The following is a 22,817-nucleotide window of genomic DNA, read 5'->3' as shown; positions in this document are numbered from 1 at the left end:
TATTACACTTCCTTCAACATATTTTCTATCTCTTTTAAAAAGCCATCTTCTGAATGTTCTTTGCAAACAAAAGCATTTATTCCGTCCTTTTCTAATGCCTTATTAGTTATAGGCCCAATTGCAATGCAAATTTTTTCTTTTATTTTATCAAGTCCAACTATTTCCTTCATATTTTCAAAAGTTGATGGGGATGTAAATAATACTGCATCTACCTCATCAAATACTTTTTCATTTTTTACATTTCCTACTACAACATCATATATGTTAACTCTTGTAACTTCTGCTCCAAGTTTTGAAAGTTCATCATTTAAAAGGTTTCTGCCTTTTGATGATGATAATATAAGAACTTTTTCTTCTTTTTTAACATAAGGTGCTATTTCTTTTAAAAGACCTTCTCCTAAAAATTCCTTTGCTGTTTTAAATGGAATAAAGCCTCTACTTTCTAGAGCCTTTCTAGTTGCCTTTCCAACTACTGAACACTTTCCTTTTATTCTTCTTACATCAATCTTTTCTCTAATTAAATAATCAAAAAATACATTAACTCCATTTACTGATGTAAAAAGAATATGATCATACTCTTCAATATTATTTTTATAATTATCTAAATTACTACTAGTATCTTTTATAGCAATTGAATTTATTTCAGTAACTTCAGCACCTAAATCTTTTAACTTTATTTTTAAATTTTCTGATTGGGATCTTGAACGTGTTACACATATATTTTTCCCAAATAAAGGCTTCTTTTCATACCATGATAGTTCATTTTCTAATGAAACAACATCTCCAACAACTATTATACAAGGAGATTTAAGCTTTGCTTCCTTTGCCTTCTTAGAAATATTTTCTAAAGTTCCAATAACCTTTTTTTGCTTTGATGAAGTTCCTCTCATTACTACAGCGGCTTTTGTATCTTTATCTTTTCCATACTTAATAAGTTCACTTGCAATAAAATCTATATTTGAAAGGCTCATCATAAATACTAATGTTCCATTTTCTTCAGCTAAAGCTTTAAAGTTTACATTTAAATTTTTAGCTGACATTCCAGTAACTATATGAAAACTTTGTGCTATTCCTCTATGAGTTATAGGAATTCCTGCATAATTTAAAACGGCAATTGGAGAAGTTACTCCAGGAATTACTTCAAATTCTATTCCTGCTTCTTTAAGAGCTAATACTTCCTCTCCACCTCTTCCAAATACATAAGGGTCTCCACCCTTTATTCTACCAACTATATGACCCTTCTTTGCCAAAGACACAATCATTTCATTTATTTCTTCTTGTGTTTTGTAATGAGCACCTGGTTCCTTTCCACAATAATATATTTCACAATCATCATTTAAATGATTTAATATATTATTTGATACTAATCTATCATAAAGTACTGCTGTACATTCTCCTAAAACTCTCTTTCCCTTAAGTGTTAAAAGTTCCTCATCTCCAGGACCTGTTCCAATAATATATGCCTTACTCATTTTTACCTCCTAGACTTTTCCCTAGTATTTTATATGCTAATCTTCTTCCTAACTCTTCACTATCATACTTACTTCCAACTATATCTTTTCTTACTACTTTTCCATCAACTAAAAATGTTCCTATCATATAGATATCATCATCCTTTATTTCAGAATAAACTCCTATCATACTATGACAATCTCCACCTAAAGCTTTCATAAAGCTTCTTTCCCCTAATACTTCTATTTTTGTTCTTTCATCATTAAGGGATTCTAAAATATCTTTATGTCTAAAAGATTTTAAACATTCTATTCCTAATGCACCTTGACCTACTGCTGGAAGAAAGACCTTTGGATCAAAATAATCAGTTATTATATCTTCCATCTTTAATCTTTTAAGACCAGCTGCTGCAAGTATTATTCCGTCCATATTTTCTTCTTTCATCTTTTTAAGTCTAGTTTGAACATTTCCTCTAATTGGAACTATTTTTAAATCACTTCTAATTTCTTTAAGCATAGCTACTCTTCTCATGCTGCTAGTTCCAATAACAGCACCTTCTTTTAAATCCTTAAAAGGAACATTATTAGCTGATATAAATACATCTCTAATATCTTCTCTTTCAGGAGTACATACAAGTTCAAATTCCTCTAATAATTCATGAGGAACATCCTTCATACTATGAACAGCAAGATCAGCCTCTCCATCTAGCATTTTTTGTTCAATTTCTTTAACAAATAGTCCTTTTCCACCAATTTTACTTAAAGTTATATCAAGTCTTCTATCACCTTCTGTTACAACTAAAAGTTTTTCAGACTCTATATTTTTTTCTTTTAAAAGTTCCATAACTCTCTCTGCTTGAACTTGAGCTAGTTTAGATTTTCTTGTTGCTACAATAAATTTCATTATTTCACCTTGCTTAATCCTTAAATAATTTATTAACTAAATTTTCTTCATAAAATAGTTTTAAGGTAAGCTCTTCCTTTCCCTTACTTACAAAGTATTTAAAATCATCACTTATTATAAAATCTAATACTTCCTTCTTTTTTTCTTTAATATCTTTTACATTGTTTCTTATAATAGATGTTACTTTTATAAAATTATCCCAATGTTTAGCTTCATTTAAAATATAATTTCCCATCATTCTTGAAGCCTTTGGATTTCCTCTTAAGGTATTAATTCCTATTGTTGTTTCATTGGTTTTTATATTCATTGGAAGGATGCATACTCCCTCCTTTGGCCTTTTACAATTTATATATAATTTATCTAAGGCTTCACAATCATAAGTTATCTCACTTATAATTCTATCATCATCAATAGCAATAACAACAATATGTTTTTTTGTTAAAAAACTTTTATCATATTCACCTTCTATTAAATTTAAATTTTTATACTCTAAGCTAAAAAAATCTTCTTTTATTTCTTTAGCTACTATATATACATTACAACCATTATTTAAGAAGGTTTTAGCCTTTATAAAAGCTGCATTTCCTCCACCTATTATTAAAACATTTATTTTTTTTGAAAAAAGAGAAAGCATAATGTAATCTAATTCTTCTCTATGAATATCTTTTCTAGAATTCTCATACACTCTTTTCCACATCCTCTTATAGTTTCCTCTTTTAAAGTTTCTATGGCTCTATTTACATAAGCATCTGAAGTACTTTTCATAAGCATTTTTACAAGCTTATCTTCTTTACCTTCTTTATTTTTAAAAGTATCGTATCTTTTTTTATATATTTCGTCTCCATGTTTTTTAAAGTCTCTTATATAAGGAGTAACTTCCCTAAGACTTCTCCACTTGTTGTAACTATCCAAATATTCATCTATTAAATAATAATATTCATACATTCTGTCTTTTCTAAGGTCTTTATTTTCATCATCTACCTTACTAATTTCATCTATATTATAAACAGAAACTCTATCAATATCTTTAACTTCCTCACTAACATCCCTTGGAAGAGCTAAATCAAAAATTAATAATTCTTTCCCATCTTCCCTAATTTCATTTTTAGTAATTACAGTATGAGGTGCTGATGTACAAGATATTATTGAGTCTACCTTATTAATGTATTCTTCTCTTTCATTAAAGCCAATAATCTTAATATTCTCATATTCTTCATAATTTAAAGATTCTTTATTCCTAACAGCAATAATTATTTCTTCAGTATTATGTGATAATAAATGCTTAACTACAAGTTTTCCAACTTCTCCATGTCCAAGTACCATGAAGCTTTTACATTCATTACTGATTCCTTTATTAACTGCTATTGAAGCTGATGATACAGGTATTTCATAAAGTTTAGCTTCATTTCTAAACTTCTTGCCACAAGTTATTGCTTCTTGAAATAATCTTTGAAGTTCTAAATTAACTGTTCCAAATTCAAGTGCTTCCATATATGCATCTTTAACCTGACCTAAAATTTGATCTTCTCCTAATATTTTTGAATGAAACCCACAGATAACCTTAAATAAGTGCTTTGCAGCACTATCTCCTGTTATATAAAAAATATATTCTCTTAAATTTTCGTCCCATTCTAAAACTTCAAAAATTTTTTTTAATGCTTCTTCTTCCTTTAAAGAATGCTTAAAATAAATTTCTGTTCTATTACAAGTATTTAAAATAACTATTTCATCTAAGCTATTTTTAAGTTCCTTCATGGCCTTTTCTTTTACCTTTTGCTTTATAGAGAATTTTTCTCTTATTTGCAACGGAATATTTTTTTGTATTCCTAAAACTGATATCATACTCTCACTCCATTAAAAATTTATATAAAAAAATTGTAAATTTTTATTTACCTACACAAAACTACATTTCATTATTATACAACTATTCCTATTTATCTTCTATTATTTTTTATATAATAAAAAATATCACTAGAATTATCGACTTTCAACTTAAATTGTAAATCAAATTCTAGTGATATTCAAATAATATTATATTATATTTTATATAAGTTATTAACTATGTTAAATTTTAAACTATCTAGATATTTGGATACTTTATTCCGTTTCCCCAATAAATATTATCTTTTACAATAACTTTATCTGAAAGTTCTACTCCTTCTAAGGCCCATTTTTTCCATTCCATAAAACCTGTTCTATCTATAATATATCCAATGTGTTCTTTTCCACCTGGTGCATTTTTATCAATATATTCTGCAACATACTTATAAGTATTTAATATAATTTTTATTATGCTCTCTTCATCAGCCCATATTAAGAAATCTTCTCCAAGTCTTGGATTTTTCTTACCTGTTCTTCCCATAAGTGTAAGTCTATAATATTTTTTATCACTTCTAGTCCAAGCTCTTGTAGGACATGCCATTACACATTCTCCACATCCTATACACTTACTTGCATCTCTTTTTACTTTATAGTTTTCAAAAGTTAATGCTCCAGTTGCTTTTTTCTTACAAGCTTTAACACAAGCCTGACAGCTTACACATCTGTATGAATCATAATGTGGCTCTGTCATACCCATTATTCCGAAATCATGCATTCTTACCTTTGCACAATCATTTGGACATCCTGTAAGGGCAATTTTAAAATGAAGATCATTTGGGAAAATAGCATCTTCTATTTTTTTTGCAAAATTAGTTGTGTTATAGTTTGCAAATGGACAAAAATTATTTCCAACACATGATGTAACATTTCTTGTTCCTGCTGCTGTATATCCTTTTCCAGGAACTTCTTGATTTATACCAAGACCTTCAATTATTGGTTGAAGCATTTTATTAACATTATCTATATCTTCCATTTTTATATCTGGAATTTCAAATCCTTGTCTAGTTGTAATATTAACTATTCCACTTCCATATTTATTTGCGATTTCTTGAATCATCACTAAATATTTAGCATCTAAACGTCCACCTGGAACTCTTACTCTTGAAGCAGTATATCCTCTTCTTTTAGTTACTCTAAATGCATTTTTCTTAAGTTTTTTTGTATTTATATCCATATAAGTTTTCCCCTCCTAATCCCTTAAAAGTTTACCTTTTGTATAATTGAAAACTGGTCCATCTAAACATATATATGTGTCATCAATCTTGCAGTGACCGCACTTTCCAAGTCCACAGCACATTTTTCTTTCTTGTGAAATCCATATGTTTTCTTCTTTTATTCCAAGTTTTAAAAATTCCATAACAGTAAACTTCATCATCATAGGTGGTCCTACAACTATTATTTGAACATTTTCTTTATCTTTAATTTCAAGTTCAGGAATAAATTTAGTTACAAGTCCTGTATGCCCTTTGTATCCTTCTTCTGCTGAATCAACTGTAACTATTAAATTTATTTTTTCATCCCACTTTTTTAAATCTTCTTTAAAAAGCATATCTTTAGGGCTTTTAAATCCTGTAATTAAAGTTGTTCCCTTATTTTCAGAAGTATTTTCTGCAAAGTAATCTACAACGCCTCTAACTGGTGATAAACCTGTTCCTCCAGCAACAACTACTAGTTCTTTACCTTTATAAATATCTAAGTCAAAACCATTTCCATATGGTCCTCTCATAAATAATTTATCTCCAACATAATTTTTGAATATTTCATTAGTAACTTTACCAACTCTTCTTATAGTTAAGTCAACAAAGTTTTCTCCAATACCACTTACGGAAATTGGTGCTTCACCATATCTTGGTATTGAAACTTCAAAAAATTGTCCAGGTTTTACATCACCTTTAAATTCCATTCTAAATGTATATTCTATATCTGTATGTTCAATTACTTCTAATATCTTTGAAGAAAATGGTATATAATCATTATTTGTCATTTGTAGTCACCTCATCCATTGCATCTTGTAATTTATTTATACATCCTGGCACACTTATATATTCTGGACATATATCATCGCATCTTCCACAGCCAACGCACATATGATATCCAAATCTTTTCTTATAGTCATAAACCTTATGCATGATTTTAAATCTCATCTTTTGACCATTAGGTTTTCTAAATTCATGACCACCTGCCATTGTTGTATATTCTGGAACTTGACATGAAGCCCAAACTCTTCTTCTCTCTCCTACATTTTCATTATCACTGTAGTAGATATCTTGCATTGAATTACAAGTACAAGTTGGACAAACAAATGTACATCTTCCACAAGCTATACATCTTTCTGAGTATTCATCCCACATTTTAGAATCTATAATATCTAGACTTAAGTTATTTGGTATATTAACTTTAACTTTATTTTCTGTAACATAATCTGGTTTAACTTCCATTTCCATTTTTGGAGCTTCATTAAAGTATTCCTTTAATTCTTCATCCTTAATGTCTAAGTAAACATAACCATCTTCAATTTTTAAGTAAGCATCATAATTATCTGACTTATTACTTCCCATATTTACGCAGAAACAGTTATCAAAACTTTTTTCACAGCCAATAAGAATAAACTTTACATTTTCTCTTATCTTTTTGTAATAAGGGTCCTCAAAGCCATTTCTTAAATATATATCATCAACTCTTCTTACTCCGTGCAAATCACAACTTCTTACAAATATTATTTGAGGCTTTTCTGAAGTTTTTGGTTCTGTGTATTCATCTTCAGTAAAGAAAAATAATGTTTGAGTAATAGGAAGTATAGCTTCCTTGTATGAGTAATCTGACTTTTTATCAAATTCTATTTCCTCTAATTTTTTAACTTCCTCGTATCTTACTATATCTGTTTCTGAGGATCTTCCTATACCTTTTACCAAAACTGGAGCTACTACTTTGTAGCTATTTGATATTTTTTCAAAAACACTATCCACATCTTTAGTTCTAATTTTAAATCCCATAATAAACTCCTTCCTAATGAGCTTTTTTAATTCTTGAAATCATATAATATGGGATTGCAACAAAACATACTCCTCCTACAATATTTCCTAATGTTACTATAAATAGGTTGTACAAAATTCCAACTAAAGTAACATTACCATAAGGAACAAGATATCCTATTATTAATAATGTCATATTAGCAATGCTATGTTCAAAACCAACAGCTACAAACACATATATACAAAGTGACATTAATAATATTTTTCCAGACTCTTCTTTCATTCTATAGGAACACCAAACTGCTAAACATACTAAGGTGTTACAAAGAATTCCCCTTATAAATAATTCATTAGGTAAAACATTAATTTTTGACATAGCAGTAGTTGCTATATATTCTCCTGAAGTTCCTCTCCAAAGTCCAGATGCATAATAAAGAAAAGCTGCTAAAATCGATCCAAGAAAATTTCCTAAATAACTTATAATCCATACTATTAAAACACCTTTGATTTTAACTTCTTCCCCTAAATAGCCTGAAGCCATAACTAAATTATTTCCTGTAAAGAGCTCAGCCCCTGCAAAAATAATTAATGATAATGCAACTGAAAATGATAGTCCCATAACTACTTTAGTAAATGGTGATTGAACCTCATTTAATGTTCCACCCACTGTAAAAGCGAGCATTATTCCAAATCCCACAAAAAGACCTGCAAGTACAGCACTTATTAAATATCCCTTTTTATTATTATTTAAAAAGTTTAATTTCTTTTTTGATAATGCTAATAACTTACTAAAATCTTCTCCATACATTTTAAATTCCTCCTTATTATATTCCCTTTCACTTTTTATATCTGTGATAATTATCACAAACTTTTGAAATAATTTGATAGTTTATCCCTATCTTTTATAATGAATTTTTTCTTTTCCCTTCTTATTAACCCTTCCTTTTCTAAAATTTTAAGTGCCCTTGAAATTGTTTCTCTTGGCATTCCAAACATATCTGAAAGATATGTTATGCTTATATTTAAATTTATTATAGTTTCAGTACCACTTTCTACCCCATAATCTTTAGATAGTTTCCATAGCTTAGCTGCAAGTCTTTTATCTATTTTTAATGGAGTGGAATTTTTCATTTGTCTATACAATCTTCTTACCTTTAAAGAAAGGGAATCCATTACTCTTTTAGTTAGTTCAAAGTCTTTACTCATAATGTTAATAAATTTCTTTCTATTAAAAACAAAGATTTCTCCATCGTCAAACATTTCACAGCTTATAGATGCCTTTTTTTCATCTAAAATCACTTCGTTAAGTATGTTACCTTCACCTAAAATAAATATAATTTTTTTATGAGCTGCTTCATTTAATTTATATAAAGATGCTTTACCACTAAAAACAATATAAATGCTTTCAATTAAATCTTTATCTCTAAATACATGCTCTCCTTTTTTAAAATGTGTTTTTTCTCCTATTAAAGATAATTCCTCTAAAGTTTTATCTGATAATCCTTGAAGAGACTTACACTTTTTTAATTCATTTAAATTTATCATAGTACCCACCTTACACACATCCATTTCTTATTAATATACTATACTTTACATTATATCTTTATTTCAACTCCTTTTTACAATTTGTCGTAGGATAATTTTTTTTACAATGCAAACACTAATAATAATTAAATTTTTAGGAGGAAAAAAGTATGAGACTTCCAAATCATATTGGAATAATTCCTGATGGAAATAGAAGATATGCTCTATCCACAGGTTTAACTAAAGATAAAGGATATTCCTTTGGCATACTTCCTGGACTTATATTATTTAAACAGTGCCAAAAATTAGGAATTAATGAAATAACCTTTTATGGATTTACTAAAGATAATACAAAAAGACCATCAATTCAAAAAGAAGCCTTTACTAAAGCCTGTATAGAATCTGTACAAATTATTGCAAAGGAGGATGCTGAAATTTTAGTTATTGGTAATACTAATTCTAAAAGTTTTCCGAAAGAATTATTGCCCTACACAACTCGTAAAAAATTTGGTAATGGAGGGATAAAAGTTAATTTTCTTATTAACTATTGTTGGGAATGGGATCTTTCTTTCCTAAAAGGAAGTAATAATTCAAATAAAAATATTTTAAATTCAATTAAATCCCATGATATTTCTCGTATAGATTTAATAATTAGATGGGGAGGACGAAGAAGACTAAGTGGTTTTCTACCAGCTCAATCTGTATATTCTGATTTTTATATAATAGATTCCCTTTGGCCTGACTTTAAAGAAACTCATCTAACTGAAGCTTTAAACTGGTATAACAAGCAAGACATTACCCTTGGTGGATAATAATACAAAAAAAAATTAAATAGCAATGAATTATTCATTGCTATTTAATGTAATCTTAAAAACGGCACCTTTAATTGTATTTAAAAGTCTAATTTCTCCATTATGTTTTTCTATTCCTTTTTTTGCTATTGCAAGACCAAGCCCTGTTCCTCCATTAGTTCCTCGACTTTTATCTCCTCTTACAAATTCATCAAAAACTATTTCTTTAATTTCATCTGGAATTCCTACTCCATTATCTCCAATTATAATTTCAACGTAATTTGCCCTTTTAAATAATTCTACCTTTATATATGTTGCATCTTTATTATATTTAAGAGAATTTTCTAATATATTACTTATTCCTCTTCTTATAAGTTTCATATCTAAATCCAAAAATATTGGTCCTTCTGGTATATCTATTATAAGCTCTAACCCTTCTTTTTCTATCTCTTCATAAAATTCTAAAACAGTGATTCTAAGTTCCTCTGTTATATCTACCTTTGATAAATTTATCTTTGATTTAGGATTATCAAGCTTAACTAATTCAAATAATTCTTCTATAAGTTCACTAACTCTTTCTGATTTTTTATATAAAGTTTTATAATATTCTTTTCTTTTATCCTCATCATCAATCATATCTTCATAAAGAGCCATAGAATAACTTTTTATAGTTGTCATTGGAGTTTTTATATCATGAGCCAAGTCAAGCATAAGCTTATTTTTGCTCTCCTCTAACCTTTTATTTTCTTCTTCACTTTTTTTAAGCTTTGTTATTAGAAAATTTAAGGTCTCCTTTACAACTTCAAACTCCTCTTCACCCTTTAAATTTAATGTTTCATCATAATTACCATTTATAATATCTAAAAGAGTATTGTCAATCTTTTTTAAAGGTCTACTTATTTTTCTTGCAGTCCATGTACTATATAAAATTACGCAAAATAAAGCTAATCCAATAGCAACTAAAAATACTTTTCCATATTCTTTATAAAATGGCTTGCCTACACTAAAGGGCATTTGAAGTAACTTTACATTAAAGATAAATTTCTCCTTTGGAAGTCTTAATATGTATATATATTCTTTTCCATTTTTATCTTTAACACTATTTAGGAATACTTGATAATTTCTCCACTCTTTCCTACTAGCAAGATTTAAAAGTTCCTTTTCAGTATAATGTTCCTTTTTAGTTGATATATTTCCAATTCTCTTTTTTACGTTACCTGAAGTATCTAAAATTTCAATTTCACCATTTAATTTCTTTAATTCATTTACATTAATTTTATTATAATCTATGTACTTACCATTTATTATATCTATAACAGGTATACTATTTTTATCTATAACTTTAGTTAAACCTATTCCTAAATATATATAAGATAATAAATAAATACATCCAATAATTAATACAAAACTTATATATCTTTTAAAAACAGTTACTAAAAGTTTATCTCTTTTTTTCTTTTTTCTAAATCTCCACATTTTTTTCAAACTTATATCCTAGTCCTCTTACTGTTTTTAAATACTTAGGATTCCTAGAATTATCCTCTAATTTTTCTCTAAGTCTACTTATATGTACCATTATTGTATTATCTCCACCTAAAAATACTTCATTCCAAACTTCTTCAAATATTTGATTTTTAGTTAATATTCTTCCTGCATTCTCCATTAGATACTTTAATATCTTATATTCTATTGAAGTAAGTTCAAGCTCCTTATTTTTAAAATGTACCTTTACATTATATCTATCTAATTCAACTTCACCAATTTTAATAATTTCTTTTTCTTCCTTGTCTCCATCAGTTAATTTATATACTCTTCTTAACTGTGCCTTAACTCTTGCAACTACCTCTAATGGATTAAATGGCTTTGCTATATAATCATCAGCCCCTATATTTAGTCCTAATATTTTATCCTCATCACTACTTTTAGCTGAAAGCATAATTATAGGCATATTAGAATTTTCTCTAAATTCTTTTACAACTCTTATTCCATCTATATTTGGCATCATTATATCAACTATAGCAAGATGTATTTCATTATTTTTATAAATTTTTAAAGCTTCAACTCCATCTTTAGCTTTAAATATATTATAGCCTTCTTTAGATAGATATAACTCTAAAACATTTAATATCTCTTTTTCATCATCGCATAATAAAATATTATAATTCAAACTTATCCTCCCTTTTCAAAAAATTTAAATAAACAAAAAAGTCCAATATATCATTGGACTTTTTCATTATATCATATTTTTTCCTTTTAAATGAAGGATTTAACAAATACTATTAATATTAACGCTGGTGTAATATATCTTACTAAGAAAGTAATAAACTTAACAATCCCCTCATTTTTTAAAGTTCCATCATTAGTTAATTGAGAAACATATATTTTATTACTTACTACATGACCCATAAGTATTGTTACTAAGAAACCATTAATAGGTAATAAAACTTTTGATACTACTGTATCAAAGAAATTAAAGAATGTTAATCCAAATATACTTACATGTGCTAATGGACCTTCTGGATTTGCTGATAATGCAGCAAGGGATCCAAATATCATTATAATTACAATGGTAATTATAATTGAAACCTTTGTATTTAATTTAAATTGCTCTGAAAATGTTGCAATTAAAACTTGCATTATAGAAATCATAGCCATAGTTGCTGCCATAGCAGTTAATAAGAAAAATACTACTGCAAGTATTGATCCTCCAGGCATTTTTGAAAATATTAAAGGTACTGTATTAAATAATAATCCTGGTCCACCTTCAGGTGTTTGACTAAAAGAAAATACTGCTGGAAATATTGCAGTACCTGCAAGTAATGAAACAAATGTATCTGCAAGGGCAACTTTAGTTCCTGTTGCTACTAAATTATTATCATCTGTAAAATAACTACTATATGTAACCATTGATCCAGTACCAACTGATAATTTAAAGAATGCTAATCCTAATGCTGATAAAAATACAGCAAAGGTTACTTTACTAAAATCAGGTTTAAATAAAAAGTTTACTCCAGCCATTGCATTTGGTAATGTTAAACTTCTTATTGCACAAATTGCAAGTAATACTATAAGAACAGGCATTAAAGTTTTAGTTAACTTTTCTATACCACTTTTAACTCCCATTGTAAGAATTATTCCACCTACAACTAATGCTAAAAGTTGCCATAAAATTGGACTTACTGCTGCTGCACTTGTATTATTAAACATTGTTGCAACATCTTGTGCATTAATTCCATTGAAAGCTCCTGTTAAAGCTTTATATACATATGAATATACCCAACCAGTAACTACTGTATAAAAGAATAACATACAGAAGGAAGCAGTAATAGCTATTATTCCTATCAATCTAAATATCTTCTTATCTGTTATATTTGATACAGCTCCATAAATATTCTTTTTCGTTCTTCTTCCTAAAGCAAATTCACTAATAAGTGTTGGAAGTCCTATTATTAAAACGCAAGCTAAATAAATAATTATAAATGCAGCTCCACCATTTTCTCCAACAACGTAAGGAAACATCCATATATTTCCTAACCCCACACATGAACTTAATGTCGCAAAAAATATTGCTAATCCAGATGAGAACTTCTCTCTATTTTCTTCCACGCTATCCTCTCCATCTTTCTAAATTTATCACTTATTGATTATATACACATAGTTATTATATTTTCAATATTTTTATATTATTATTTAAGGTTTATTCATTTTTTCAAAATTTTCAACCAGTTTATTAATAAAAAGCAAAAATAATCCATTAATTTTTGACAAATGTTATAATTTTATATCATTTTTTTACAATATATTATTTTACAATTTTGGAAAGAAAAAAAGACCCAATCTCTGGATCTTTTAACTTATATCAGTAAATTTTATTACTATATTCTTTCTTTAATTATAAATTTTTCTACAACTTCAGCTATTCCATCATTGTCATTTGTATCAGTAATATAATTTGCAACTTCTTTTATTTTATCGCAAGCATTTCCCATAGCAACTCCAAGACCTGCATATTCTATCATTGGAAAATCATTCATTTCATCTCCTGCTGCAATTATTTCTTCTTTCTTTATTCCTAAGTATTCTGCTAGAAGTTTTACCCCTTCACCTTTACTTGCATTTTTGTTGAAAAATTCCAAAAAGAATGGAGCACTTTTTGCTACACTATACTTTTCATATACTTCACTTGGTATCTTTTTTATACCTTCATCTAATATTTCAGGTTCATCAATCATCATTGCTTTCATAATCTCTTCATTATCATCTATATTTACAAAATCATTTATATGAACTTCCATATTGTTATGATGAGCTTCATAAGCAGTATATTTACTATTTTTAGGAGTAATAAGTCCTCTTTCTTTTGAAAATGCATGTATATTTAAATTTAAATCATCTGCTATATTCTTTAAGTACTTTATATCTTTTCCCTTAATAGTAGAACTACAAACAACCTCTTTATTTTTTGTTTTTTGTACTAAGCATCCATTGTAGCTAAGTACATAATCATCTTCTTCTAAAAGATCTAGTTCTTCTAGATATTTTAATAGTCCATCTATTGGTCTTCCTGAGGCTAGTACAACATAAACCCCAAGTTCTTTTGCTTTTTTTAATGCTTCTTTATTTTTTTCTGATATTTGCTTATCTGAATTTAAAAGAGTACCATCCATATCTAATGCTATTAATTTGTACATTTAATTTCTCTCCTAACCTTATTGTTAAATTTCAAGTATATTAATTATATCATACTTTATTTTTTCTAATAGTTTTATAAATAAGATATATACCTAAAAGAGTAAGTATAATTTCAATTGCCTTTTCTCCTTGAGATATAATTCCATAACTAATTAAAACTTCTAATAATATAGATGGAATTTTTCCAACTAATGTTGCTAAATTATATCTTAAGTCATCTATTTCACAAAGGGCTGCTGCTAATGTTACAAAACCTGAAGGTATAAAAGGAATAATTCTTCCTTGAAGTATTAAAAATGCAGCCTCATTCCCCTTACTTTTTGCTATCTTTTCTAAAAGCTTATGCTTTTTTGTAAGATTATTAAAACCCTTTTTAAAACCTATTCTATATAATCTAAATGTAATCCAACCTCCAAAGACTTCTCCAAAAAGAGAAATTAGAAAACCACCTATAGGTCCAAAGAAAAGTATATTTGCTCCAGTTACAAAAACTGAAGGTACAACCCCTAATATAGAAATGATAACACTTAAAATTATACTTATAATTATTGCAAACTCTCTATAAGTACTTAATAAGTTTATTACGTAATCTACACTAAACATATTTTTTCCCTTTCATTTTTCTTTATTATAAAACAAAATCTAATATGTAACTACTAAAATTTTATTATAATTTAGAATTATTATATTTATATAATGTTATAAATTATTTATAAATAAAAAAGCTTCCCTCTCCATCACCTTTGTATATATTTGTCATAAAATAATATAACAAAGATTTTGAGGTGACTTTATGGAAGCTTTAATATTAGTTTTTTCTCTTGTAATAGATTCATTTGTTGCAAGTATTGCTTACAGTGCAAATAAAATAAAAATTCCTAATATATATATAATTGTAATGAATATAGTATCTTGCTTAATATTAACAATGTCTTTAACACTTGGAAATTATTTAGAAGGTATTTTACCTAACTACTTACCTAAATATATAAGCTTTTTTATATTTACATCTTTAGGTGTATATAAATTATTTGAGGGTTTTTTTAAGAGATATATGAGTAAATTTTCTAAACTTAGAGAGCCTTTAACTATTAAGTTGTTTGATTTTAAACTTGCCTTTCAAGTATATATAGATGAAACTAAGGCAGACTTTGATAAATCTAAAAATATCTCATTAAAAGAGTCTATATATTTAGCTATGGCTCTTTCTCTTGATAGCCTTGCTGTTGGATTTGGAGCTAGCTTTATTAATATAAACTCTTTATTTATGATATTATTTTGTTTTATTTTTGGAATATGTTCCATTAAAATTGGCTCTTATTTAGGAGAAAAATTCTTACCATCAAATTCTAATAACAATTTATCTTGGATTTCTGGAATATGTTTATTACTAATTGCCTTTTTAAAACTCTAAAAAAAAGTTATCTTTTTGAACTAAATAAAGTTCATTAAGATAACTTTCTTTTTATACTAAAACTTCTTCTATTTGTACTAAATATTTAGAGCAATTTGTGCAAACTATAACTGTAACTATATAACTATTATCTACTTTACCTTCTAACTTTAATCTATTAAAAGTTAAATTTTCATATTCCTTTGAAATATCACTTATTACATAATTTCCATCTTTACTATAAATGTAGAAATAATACTCTAAGTATTCACTAATACTCTTTTTTTCTTTAAAATTACTATTACATTCATCACAAGGAGTATCATAGTATGCCTTTTCAAAGGAGACATTATCTCCTTCATTTAAAAGCCTTAAAACTTCATCTATGTCTATGCCTTCTACTTTATTTTCTTCATCATTAATTATTTCTATAAGGTTTTCTTTATTTAAATCATAATCCTTATCTTCGTATTTAAAAATATAGTTCATTGATTATCTCCTTTTCTAAAAACTTTAACTAAGTAAAGCTTAACTTTATAATGTAATTATACCACAGTACCTATTATATATTATAACTTATTTGTTACTAAGCTTTTATAATATATATTATATAAATCATCATAACTTATATCTTCTGGATGATTCTTTAATTTATCTTTATTGTTCCATATTTCTTCTGTATACTCTTTAGCCTCTTTTTCTGTAATTGATATATTATTTTCTGATAATCTATTTATTACCTTTTTTAAATCTTTAAGAGATGAAAAACCTAATATATTAATTATATTATTAACCTTTTTCCTATCTTTAAATACATCTAAATACTCACAAAACAAACAACTATTAGCTAACCCATGATGAACTCCTTTATTATAGGTAAGTGGATATCCCATTCCATGAGGAATAGATGTTCCATTATGTGATATTATCACTCCCCCTAAGGTAGATGCCATCATAAGATTTTCCCTATCTTTTTTAGTAATATTTCCTTTTAAAAGTCCTTCAAGTGCTTCCCCCCATATTTTTAATGCCTCATGGGAAAGTTTATCTGTATACTCTGTTGAATTACTATTTAAATATCCTTCAACTATATGAGAAAAGGCATCCATTGCTGTATATCTTGTCATTTCTATATTTAATTTATTAGTATATTTAAAATCTATAAATGCAACTTTTGGATATATACTTTGTCCTAAATTCTTTTTCTTCTTTATTGAATGATCTGTAACTATTGCATATTGAGTAACTTCACTTCCAGTTCCTGCAGTAGTTGGTATTGCAATAACTGGAACACCACTAAGATTTTCTCCATTAAAAATACTTTTTTTATCAATATTTGGATTTTTAATAAATACTGATATTGCCTTTGCCGCATCTAAAGGTGAACCTCCTCCTATACCTATTATAAAATCTGCCTTTACCCTTCTCCCTAAAATTCCACCATCTTCAATTGTCTCTAAGGATGGATTTTCTTCAATTTTATCAAAGATATAATACTCTTTATTTTCCTTATCTAATGCATACAACACATCACTTAATGCACCATTTAGTTTGGCTGACTTTTTCCCAATTACAATTAAAGCTATTTTTCCTAAATTATTAAATTTATTATAATTACTTTTTATTATATTCTCTCCAAACAATATCTCTGTTGGAACTTTTAAATTAAATTTCAAAGTTATCCCTCCATATAATACTCATAAAATACTCTCTTTAATACATTTTACCATTATTTACCATAAACTCCAATGATTTATACTCTTTTATAATTATTATTATTTTATTACTAATATTACAATTTATCACATTTATATCTGTATCTTATTATGCTAAAATAATATTATTTATTATAGAAATTTTCATACTCTCTTAATAAAGGAGGCTAAAAATATAATGCAAATTTTAGATACAAAATATTATAATATAATTTTAAATTCTTTAGATGAAGGAATTTTAACTTTATCCAAAAATAAACAAATTATATTTACTAATGATAAAGCTCTAAAATTACTTAAATTATCTCATTTTACCATTAAGGAAGTAAATATTTTTGATATTTTTCCTGAATTAAACTCAAATATAAATGAGATGGTTAAAGAAAATAAAGATATTATAGAGAATATATCTTTATCAAATTCAAAATCAATTTTTACTTCTGACTTAATTAAATTAAATTATCCTGATGATGATTATGGTTTTCTATTAGTTTTAAAGGATACTAAAAAACTAATAAACACTTTAAATAAATTAACAACATCTTATGCTGTATATACTTTTGATAATCTAATTGGTGATAGCCCTCAAATAAAAAAGGTTATAACTGCTGCAAAGAAAATTTCTAAAAGTCCCTCTACTGTTTTAATAACAGGAGAAAGTGGCTGTGGAAAAGAACTTCTTGCACAGTCAATTCATAATGATAGCTTAAGGGCAAGCGAACCTTTTATAGCTGTTAATTGTGGCGCTATTCCAAAATCACTAATAGAAAGTGAACTTTTTGGTTATGACGAAGGTTCTTTTACAGGTGCTAGAAAAGGTGGTAAAGCCGGTAAATTTGAACTTGCAAATGGAGGTACAATTTTCTTAGATGAAATTGGTGAAATGCCCCTTGAAATGCAAGTACATCTTTTAAGAGTTATTCAAGAAGGTGTAATAACTAAAGTTGGTGGCAAAACTCCAATAAACATTGATGTTAGAATAATTGCTGCAACTAATAAAGATTTAAAAGAAGAAATTAAAAATGGCCGCTTTAGAAGTGATTTATATTATAGATTAAATGTAATCCCACTTAATATGCCACCTCTTAAGGATAGATTTGGTGATGTACCTATATTACTTGATTATTTTTTAGATATTAAAAGTAAACAGCTTAATAAACCTATACCTAAAATATCTAATAGATTATTTAAAAAAATGATTTCTTATTGTTGGCCTGGTAATATAAGAGAATTAGAAAACTGTGTAGAAAATATTGTTAATCTTAATGGAGAAACAAGTTATGAAATGAATTTTGATGAATGTACTTGTTTAAAATATGATAACTTAGGCAATGAAATATTTCATATTTGTGATGATGAAAATTGTCCTACTTGTAATAAACAAAAAAAACAAGAAACTGATTGTCAGCAGGAAGTTTTATTATCTACCTTATTAGAACTTGAACAAAGAACAATAAAAAATACTGTAGATTATTTTAATGGTAATATGACTAAAGCTGCCGCAAGCCTTGGTATAAGTAGAAATGCCTTATACAACAAAATGAAACGCTATGGTCTATCAAAAACAAAGGACACTTAAACAATTTTTAAGTGTCCCTTTTAATTTATATATTATTTTTTATAAGCATCAAATTTAGCCTTAGTAGCTAATCTTCTACTCCACATTTCCTCTTCATTTTTATAACCTCTGCCATCTTTTCTATCAGAAGCTTTATAACTGCTTCCTTTAAACATAAGATCTAATATATGAACTGCATCCTTACCAGCTGCCTCCATAGTTCCTCTACAAGATCCACAATAAGTAACTACTGACTCTTCATTAAAATCATTTGCTCTTCTCATATATAATTTCTTATAAAGTTCTGGATTTGAGCTACATGCCATACCCCCAACACCACAACATCTTGTGTTTTTACCGTTATGTTCTATTTCACTCCACTTATAATTCATTTCGTCTAACATCCATCTTACACTTTCATGATGAGAAATTACATCTCTAGTTACACAAGAATCATGTATATTAAATACAACATCTGATTCTGCTCCTATAGATACAGCTTCCTTTGGAAGTCCAATTTCTTCTCTCATAAGATCCCAATAGGATATTACCTTTTGATTTTTAACAGTTTCTGAATAAACTTTATAACATGAAGGACATATAGTTACTATAACTTCTGCTCCCATTTCATCAAATTGGTCTATAACCTTTTTGTTTATATCTAAATATCTTTCCTTTTCTCCAACTAATAAAGATACTTTACCACAACATTGAAGTATTGCTCCAACATTTTCTTCCCCAAGTTTTTCTTTTAAATGATTTAACACTTTATCACAGGCATCTGGAATATAAGCTGGAACTGTACATCCTGGAACAAAAACATATTTAGTTTTCTTTGCTTTTCCATGGGCTCCTTTAAGTTGAGTTGAATATTTTTCACCAGCTTCTTTTTCTTGCTGTGGTGCTACATATTCAAGCTCCTTAAGTGGTGCATAACCATTATTTTCTTTTGCAAATTCTTCCTTCATTTCTATAAAGTTATCCTTTATATTAAAATTCTTTGGACAAACTATTGTACATTGACTACATTGATTACATGAATAAGCTATTATCTTATCCATATTTTCATATCCTTTTTCTAAATATTCTTTAAATAAATTTTTAGGACACTCTGTATATTCTCTAAGCATTAAACACTCTTTCATACAAAGTTTACATTCACATTGTCTACATCTATCAGCTTCTCTTAAAGCTTCCTCTTTAGTATAGCCAAGGGCAACCTCATCAAAAGAATTAACTCTATTTTTGGGGTCTAATTCTTTCATATCTTCTCTAACTCTTACTATTTCATCCCAGTTAGTTGGCATATCAAGTTTAGTATCAAAACTCCATGTATCTTCTAAATTTCTTCCTTCTGTTAATGATTCATTATTTAAAAATCTAATTACAGACTCTGCTGCTCTTCTACCTGTTGCCATAGCTTGTATAACTATAACTGATTCACCAGAAGCATCTCCTGCTATAAATACTTTTTCATTTGATATGGATTGAAGTGTTTCTTTATTACATTCAAAGGTTGAATTTCTTCTTTGCTCTAAAATTTCCTCTGCAAAGTTTTCATCAACACCTTGTCCTATTGCAAATACTATTGTGTCTACTTCTAATTCCTTTGTATCATTTTCATCAAATGTTGGGGCAAACATACCCTCTTTATTAAACATTGATAAACATTTCTTTAATATAACTTTTGAAACTCTTCCATCTTTATCTACTTTAATTTCCTTTATAGCTTCTCCATGATTAAAGATTATGCCTTCATTAATAGCACCTGTAACTTCATGTTCTGATGATGCCATACTTTGAAAACTATCCTCTAAACAGATTGAATAAACTTCCTCTGTATTTTTTAATCTTCTAGAAACTCTACAGCAATCCATAGCAACGTCTCCGCCACCAACTACTAAAACTTTTTTACCTGATTCTTGAACATTTCTTGTAAGGGCTGCCTCTTTTAAATATTCTGCTGCACTAAATACACCAGAAGCATCAAAGTTTTCTAAACTTCTATCTACTCTTCCCATATGCTTACCAACTGCAACTACAACAGAATCAAAATCTTTTAGTAAATCACTAAATTTAATATCTTTACCAATTTCAACTCCAACTTTAAAATTAACACCTAATTTATCTAAATAACTTATTTCTTTTTCTAATATATTTCTTGGTAATCTATATTCTGGAATACCAACTGCCATCATTCCTCCTCTTACAGGAAGTTTTTCAAAAACAGTTACACTCATTCCTTCTTTTCTAAGTTCAAGTGCTGCTTGTAATCCAGATGGACCAGCACCTATTACTGCAACTTTCTTGCCATTTTCAGCCTTTATAGTTAAATCCCAATCCTTTTCATCATCAAAATTATCAGCTGCATATCTTTTTAATGAAGCAATTGCCATAGGACTTTTTCCTTCATTCCATTTACATTTCTTCTCACAAGGATGCGCACAAATTCTTCCAAGAGTTCCTGGAATAAAAAGATTTTCTCTAATAACTTTTATTGCACCTTTTCCATCATCCTCTTTAATTAATCTTACATATTTTTTTACATCTGTATGCATAGGACAAGTAGCAACACAAGCTGCCTCAGAGTCTCCCATGCAGTTATCAACTATATTTTGCATATTTTCTATTATTTCTTTTTTTAACATTTAAGTTCCTCCTGAAAAGTTATCAACTGTATTCCATATTCATTTTAATTTTCATATGATAATAAACAATTACTTAAATAAAAATTTAAGTAATTGTTATCTTTAAATTTTTTATTACATTATATTTTCACTATCTAACATTTTTTCATTTTTCTTACCAAAGTTTTTTGGATCTATTGCAAATATAAATACTCCAAGAACTATTACACATCCCCATAATGCTAATGATCCTGTTATTTTATTTCCAAATAATACTGCACTAAATATTATTGTCCAAAGTGCTGCTGTACTATTTAATGCAGTTCCCATAGCAGCTCCTATTAAATCAACTGCTTTATACCATGCTAAATATGTTATTGCTCCAAGTATTGCAATACCTGCATATTTAAATACTAATCCGCTTTGTACTACATAGCCTGCAAGTGGATATCCTTTTATTAAAGGTAATACTATAACTGCATATGAAATCATTGAAATAAAATATCTAAGTCCTAAGAATTGTTGTGGTGTCGCTTCTATGTGATCTTCATCTTTTATATGCTTCATTGCAAATCCAATAATAACTCCTTCAAGTGCCCAACCAAATACTGCAATTACTGCAAATAATATTCCCTTTAAGAAAGTAGGTGGAACATTTCCTGGATTAAAACCTAACATAAATGATCCAAGTAAACTTACACATATACCAACTACTGCTCTAAGTGATAATTTTTCTTTTAATATAAGATATGATAATATTGCTCCAACTCCTGGATAAATTACAGAAATGCTTGATGCATATGGTGCTGTTGCATATTTAATTGCTAAAAGATAAGCACTCATACCAATTGGTGAACCAACTAATGCTGCAATTGCAGCTGCTTTACCTTTTTTAGTTTTAAAAAGTAAATAAAAAACATGTTTTAGCTGCTTTCTAAATATTAGGAATAACGCAACCCACACAAAACAAAAACTTTCATGAAAAAATGCTGTTACAAGAGGTGAAAACTCAAAACTTGTTTGTGACACTCCTTGACTTAAGGCAAAAATTTTATCTGTAAAAATTGCATTATCCCCAACTCTTCCCATAAGTACTCCATCTAAGCCCCATGCAAGTCCAACTAATATACCAAACATAAGTCCTTTTCTAAATTTCTTTCTATCCATTTTTTTAGATTCATTCCTTTCATTTTCCTCTTAAGATTATTTTTTAATTTATTACTTTAATATATTTAGCAATTATCATGCCAACTTTTCCAGAGCTCATTGTTTGTTAAATATATGTCTATCTTCTTTTGTTACTATAATT

21 protein-coding genes are annotated in these 22,817 nt (G+C 27.7%); 3 read left to right on the top strand and 18 right to left on the bottom strand.

From position 1 onward, the window contains the following. Positions 1 to 2 precede the first annotated feature (2 nt). The 9 genes from cobA to J2S18_RS07465 all read right to left on the bottom strand — a co-directional run bounded on the left by cobA (position 3) and on the right by J2S18_RS07465 (position 8,753). Positions 3 to 1,472: a uroporphyrinogen-III C-methyltransferase gene (gene cobA, locus J2S18_RS07505; RefSeq protein ID WP_307485254.1), complete on the bottom strand. Its 1,470-nt coding sequence runs from the start codon at positions 1,470 to 1,472 to the stop codon at positions 3 to 5. Further along, positions 1,465 to 2,355 (bottom strand): hydroxymethylbilane synthase, encoded by an 891-nt coding sequence (hemC, locus tag J2S18_RS07500; RefSeq protein WP_307485252.1) that lies wholly within the window; start codon positions 2,353 to 2,355, stop codon positions 1,465 to 1,467. The genes cobA and hemC overlap by 8 nt, the downstream gene beginning before the upstream one ends. Before the next feature lie 13 nt (positions 2,356 to 2,368). Further along, the gene (locus J2S18_RS07495) at positions 2,369 to 3,040 is read right to left on the bottom strand and encodes an NAD(P)-dependent oxidoreductase (protein WP_307485251.1); all 672 of its coding nucleotides are present in this window, start codon (positions 3,038 to 3,040) and stop codon (positions 2,369 to 2,371) included. Continuing rightward, entirely contained in the window at positions 2,998 to 4,197 is a 1,200-nt protein-coding gene (gene hemA / locus J2S18_RS07490) for a glutamyl-tRNA reductase (RefSeq protein WP_307485249.1), read from the bottom strand. The genes J2S18_RS07495 and hemA overlap by 43 nt, the downstream gene beginning before the upstream one ends. 238 nt (positions 4,198 to 4,435) lie before the next feature. Further along, the gene (asrC, locus tag J2S18_RS07485) at positions 4,436 to 5,410 is read right to left on the bottom strand and encodes a sulfite reductase subunit C (RefSeq protein ID WP_307485247.1); all 975 of its coding nucleotides are present in this window, start codon (positions 5,408 to 5,410) and stop codon (positions 4,436 to 4,438) included. Positions 5,411 to 5,425: 15 nt separating this feature from the next. Continuing rightward, on the bottom strand, positions 5,426 to 6,220 hold the full coding sequence (gene asrB / locus J2S18_RS07480) for an anaerobic sulfite reductase subunit AsrB (protein ID WP_307485244.1): 795 nt from the start codon (positions 6,218 to 6,220) through the stop codon (positions 5,426 to 5,428). After that, a complete protein-coding gene (gene asrA, locus J2S18_RS07475; RefSeq protein ID WP_307485242.1) occupies positions 6,210 to 7,229 on the bottom strand; it encodes an anaerobic sulfite reductase subunit AsrA in 1,020 nt (339 codons plus the stop codon). Before asrA ends, asrB begins: the two co-directional genes overlap by 11 nt. 13 nt (positions 7,230 to 7,242) lie before the next feature. Continuing rightward, positions 7,243 to 8,016, bottom strand: a complete 774-nt coding sequence (locus J2S18_RS07470; RefSeq protein ID WP_307485239.1) for a formate/nitrite transporter family protein — start codon at positions 8,014 to 8,016, stop codon at positions 7,243 to 7,245. Positions 8,017 to 8,069: 53 nt separating this feature from the next. After that, positions 8,070 to 8,753, bottom strand: coding sequence for a Crp/Fnr family transcriptional regulator (locus J2S18_RS07465; RefSeq protein ID WP_307485237.1), 684 nt, complete (start codon positions 8,751 to 8,753; stop codon positions 8,070 to 8,072). Positions 8,754 to 8,902: 149 nt separating this feature from the next. Here J2S18_RS07465 and J2S18_RS07460 point away from each other — a divergent pair, with 149 nt between their 5' ends. Next, positions 8,903 to 9,544 (top strand): undecaprenyl diphosphate synthase family protein, encoded by a 642-nt coding sequence (locus tag J2S18_RS07460; RefSeq protein WP_307485235.1) that lies wholly within the window; start codon positions 8,903 to 8,905, stop codon positions 9,542 to 9,544. 30 nt (positions 9,545 to 9,574) lie between these two features. Here the strand turns inward: J2S18_RS07460 and J2S18_RS07455 are convergent, their stop codons facing one another. From J2S18_RS07455 to J2S18_RS07435, 5 genes are all read right to left on the bottom strand, one after another. Beyond that, positions 9,575 to 10,999: a sensor histidine kinase gene (locus J2S18_RS07455; RefSeq protein WP_307485622.1), complete on the bottom strand. Its 1,425-nt coding sequence runs from the start codon at positions 10,997 to 10,999 to the stop codon at positions 9,575 to 9,577. After that, positions 10,986 to 11,690, bottom strand: a complete 705-nt coding sequence (locus J2S18_RS07450) for a response regulator transcription factor (RefSeq protein WP_307485233.1) — start codon at positions 11,688 to 11,690, stop codon at positions 10,986 to 10,988. Before J2S18_RS07450 ends, J2S18_RS07455 begins: the two co-directional genes overlap by 14 nt. Before the next feature lie 86 nt (positions 11,691 to 11,776). Further along, positions 11,777 to 13,129, bottom strand: a complete 1,353-nt coding sequence (locus tag J2S18_RS07445; protein ID WP_307485231.1) for a sodium-dependent transporter — start codon at positions 13,127 to 13,129, stop codon at positions 11,777 to 11,779. A gap of 269 nt (positions 13,130 to 13,398) precedes the next feature. Then, a complete protein-coding gene (yidA, locus tag J2S18_RS07440; RefSeq protein ID WP_307485228.1) occupies positions 13,399 to 14,214 on the bottom strand; it encodes a sugar-phosphatase in 816 nt (271 codons plus the stop codon). A 49-nt stretch (positions 14,215 to 14,263) separates the two neighbouring features. Beyond that, positions 14,264 to 14,818 (bottom strand): TVP38/TMEM64 family protein, encoded by a 555-nt coding sequence (locus J2S18_RS07435; RefSeq protein WP_307485226.1) that lies wholly within the window; start codon positions 14,816 to 14,818, stop codon positions 14,264 to 14,266. 190 nt (positions 14,819 to 15,008) lie between these two features. On the opposite strand from J2S18_RS07435, the gene ytaF reads away from it, so the two are divergent. Beyond that, complete coding sequence (ytaF, locus tag J2S18_RS07430) at positions 15,009 to 15,629, top strand: sporulation membrane protein YtaF (RefSeq protein ID WP_307485225.1); 621 nt, start codon at positions 15,009 to 15,011, stop codon at positions 15,627 to 15,629. Between the two features lie 51 nt (positions 15,630 to 15,680). On the opposite strand, the gene J2S18_RS07425 is transcribed toward ytaF, so the two are convergent. Further along, a complete protein-coding gene (locus J2S18_RS07425; RefSeq protein WP_307485222.1) occupies positions 15,681 to 16,097 on the bottom strand; it encodes a DUF3785 family protein in 417 nt (138 codons plus the stop codon). Between the two features lie 80 nt (positions 16,098 to 16,177). Beyond that, the gene (locus tag J2S18_RS07420) at positions 16,178 to 17,284 is read right to left on the bottom strand and encodes an iron-containing alcohol dehydrogenase family protein (RefSeq protein WP_307485220.1); all 1,107 of its coding nucleotides are present in this window, start codon (positions 17,282 to 17,284) and stop codon (positions 16,178 to 16,180) included. A gap of 217 nt (positions 17,285 to 17,501) precedes the next feature. On the opposite strand from J2S18_RS07420, the gene J2S18_RS07415 reads away from it, so the two are divergent. Beyond that, positions 17,502 to 18,902: a sigma-54 interaction domain-containing protein gene (locus tag J2S18_RS07415; RefSeq protein ID WP_307485219.1), complete on the top strand. Its 1,401-nt coding sequence runs from the start codon at positions 17,502 to 17,504 to the stop codon at positions 18,900 to 18,902. A gap of 32 nt (positions 18,903 to 18,934) precedes the next feature. Here the strand turns inward: J2S18_RS07415 and J2S18_RS07410 are convergent, their stop codons facing one another. Together J2S18_RS07410 and J2S18_RS07405 are read right to left on the bottom strand one after the other, a co-directional pair. Continuing rightward, positions 18,935 to 21,529, bottom strand: a complete 2,595-nt coding sequence (locus tag J2S18_RS07410; protein WP_307485217.1) for an FAD-dependent oxidoreductase — start codon at positions 21,527 to 21,529, stop codon at positions 18,935 to 18,937. 114 nt (positions 21,530 to 21,643) lie between these two features. Further along, positions 21,644 to 22,675: a DMT family transporter gene (locus tag J2S18_RS07405; RefSeq protein ID WP_307485215.1), complete on the bottom strand. Its 1,032-nt coding sequence runs from the start codon at positions 22,673 to 22,675 to the stop codon at positions 21,644 to 21,646. Between the last annotated feature and the right edge of the window lie 142 nt (positions 22,676 to 22,817).

The organism is Eubacterium multiforme (assembly GCF_030813415.1).
Classification (GTDB): domain Bacteria; phylum Bacillota; class Clostridia; order Clostridiales; family Clostridiaceae; genus Clostridium; species Clostridium multiforme.
The sequence above is the reverse complement of the archived record's forward strand: the minus strand, read 5'-3'. Positions and strand labels throughout refer to the sequence as shown.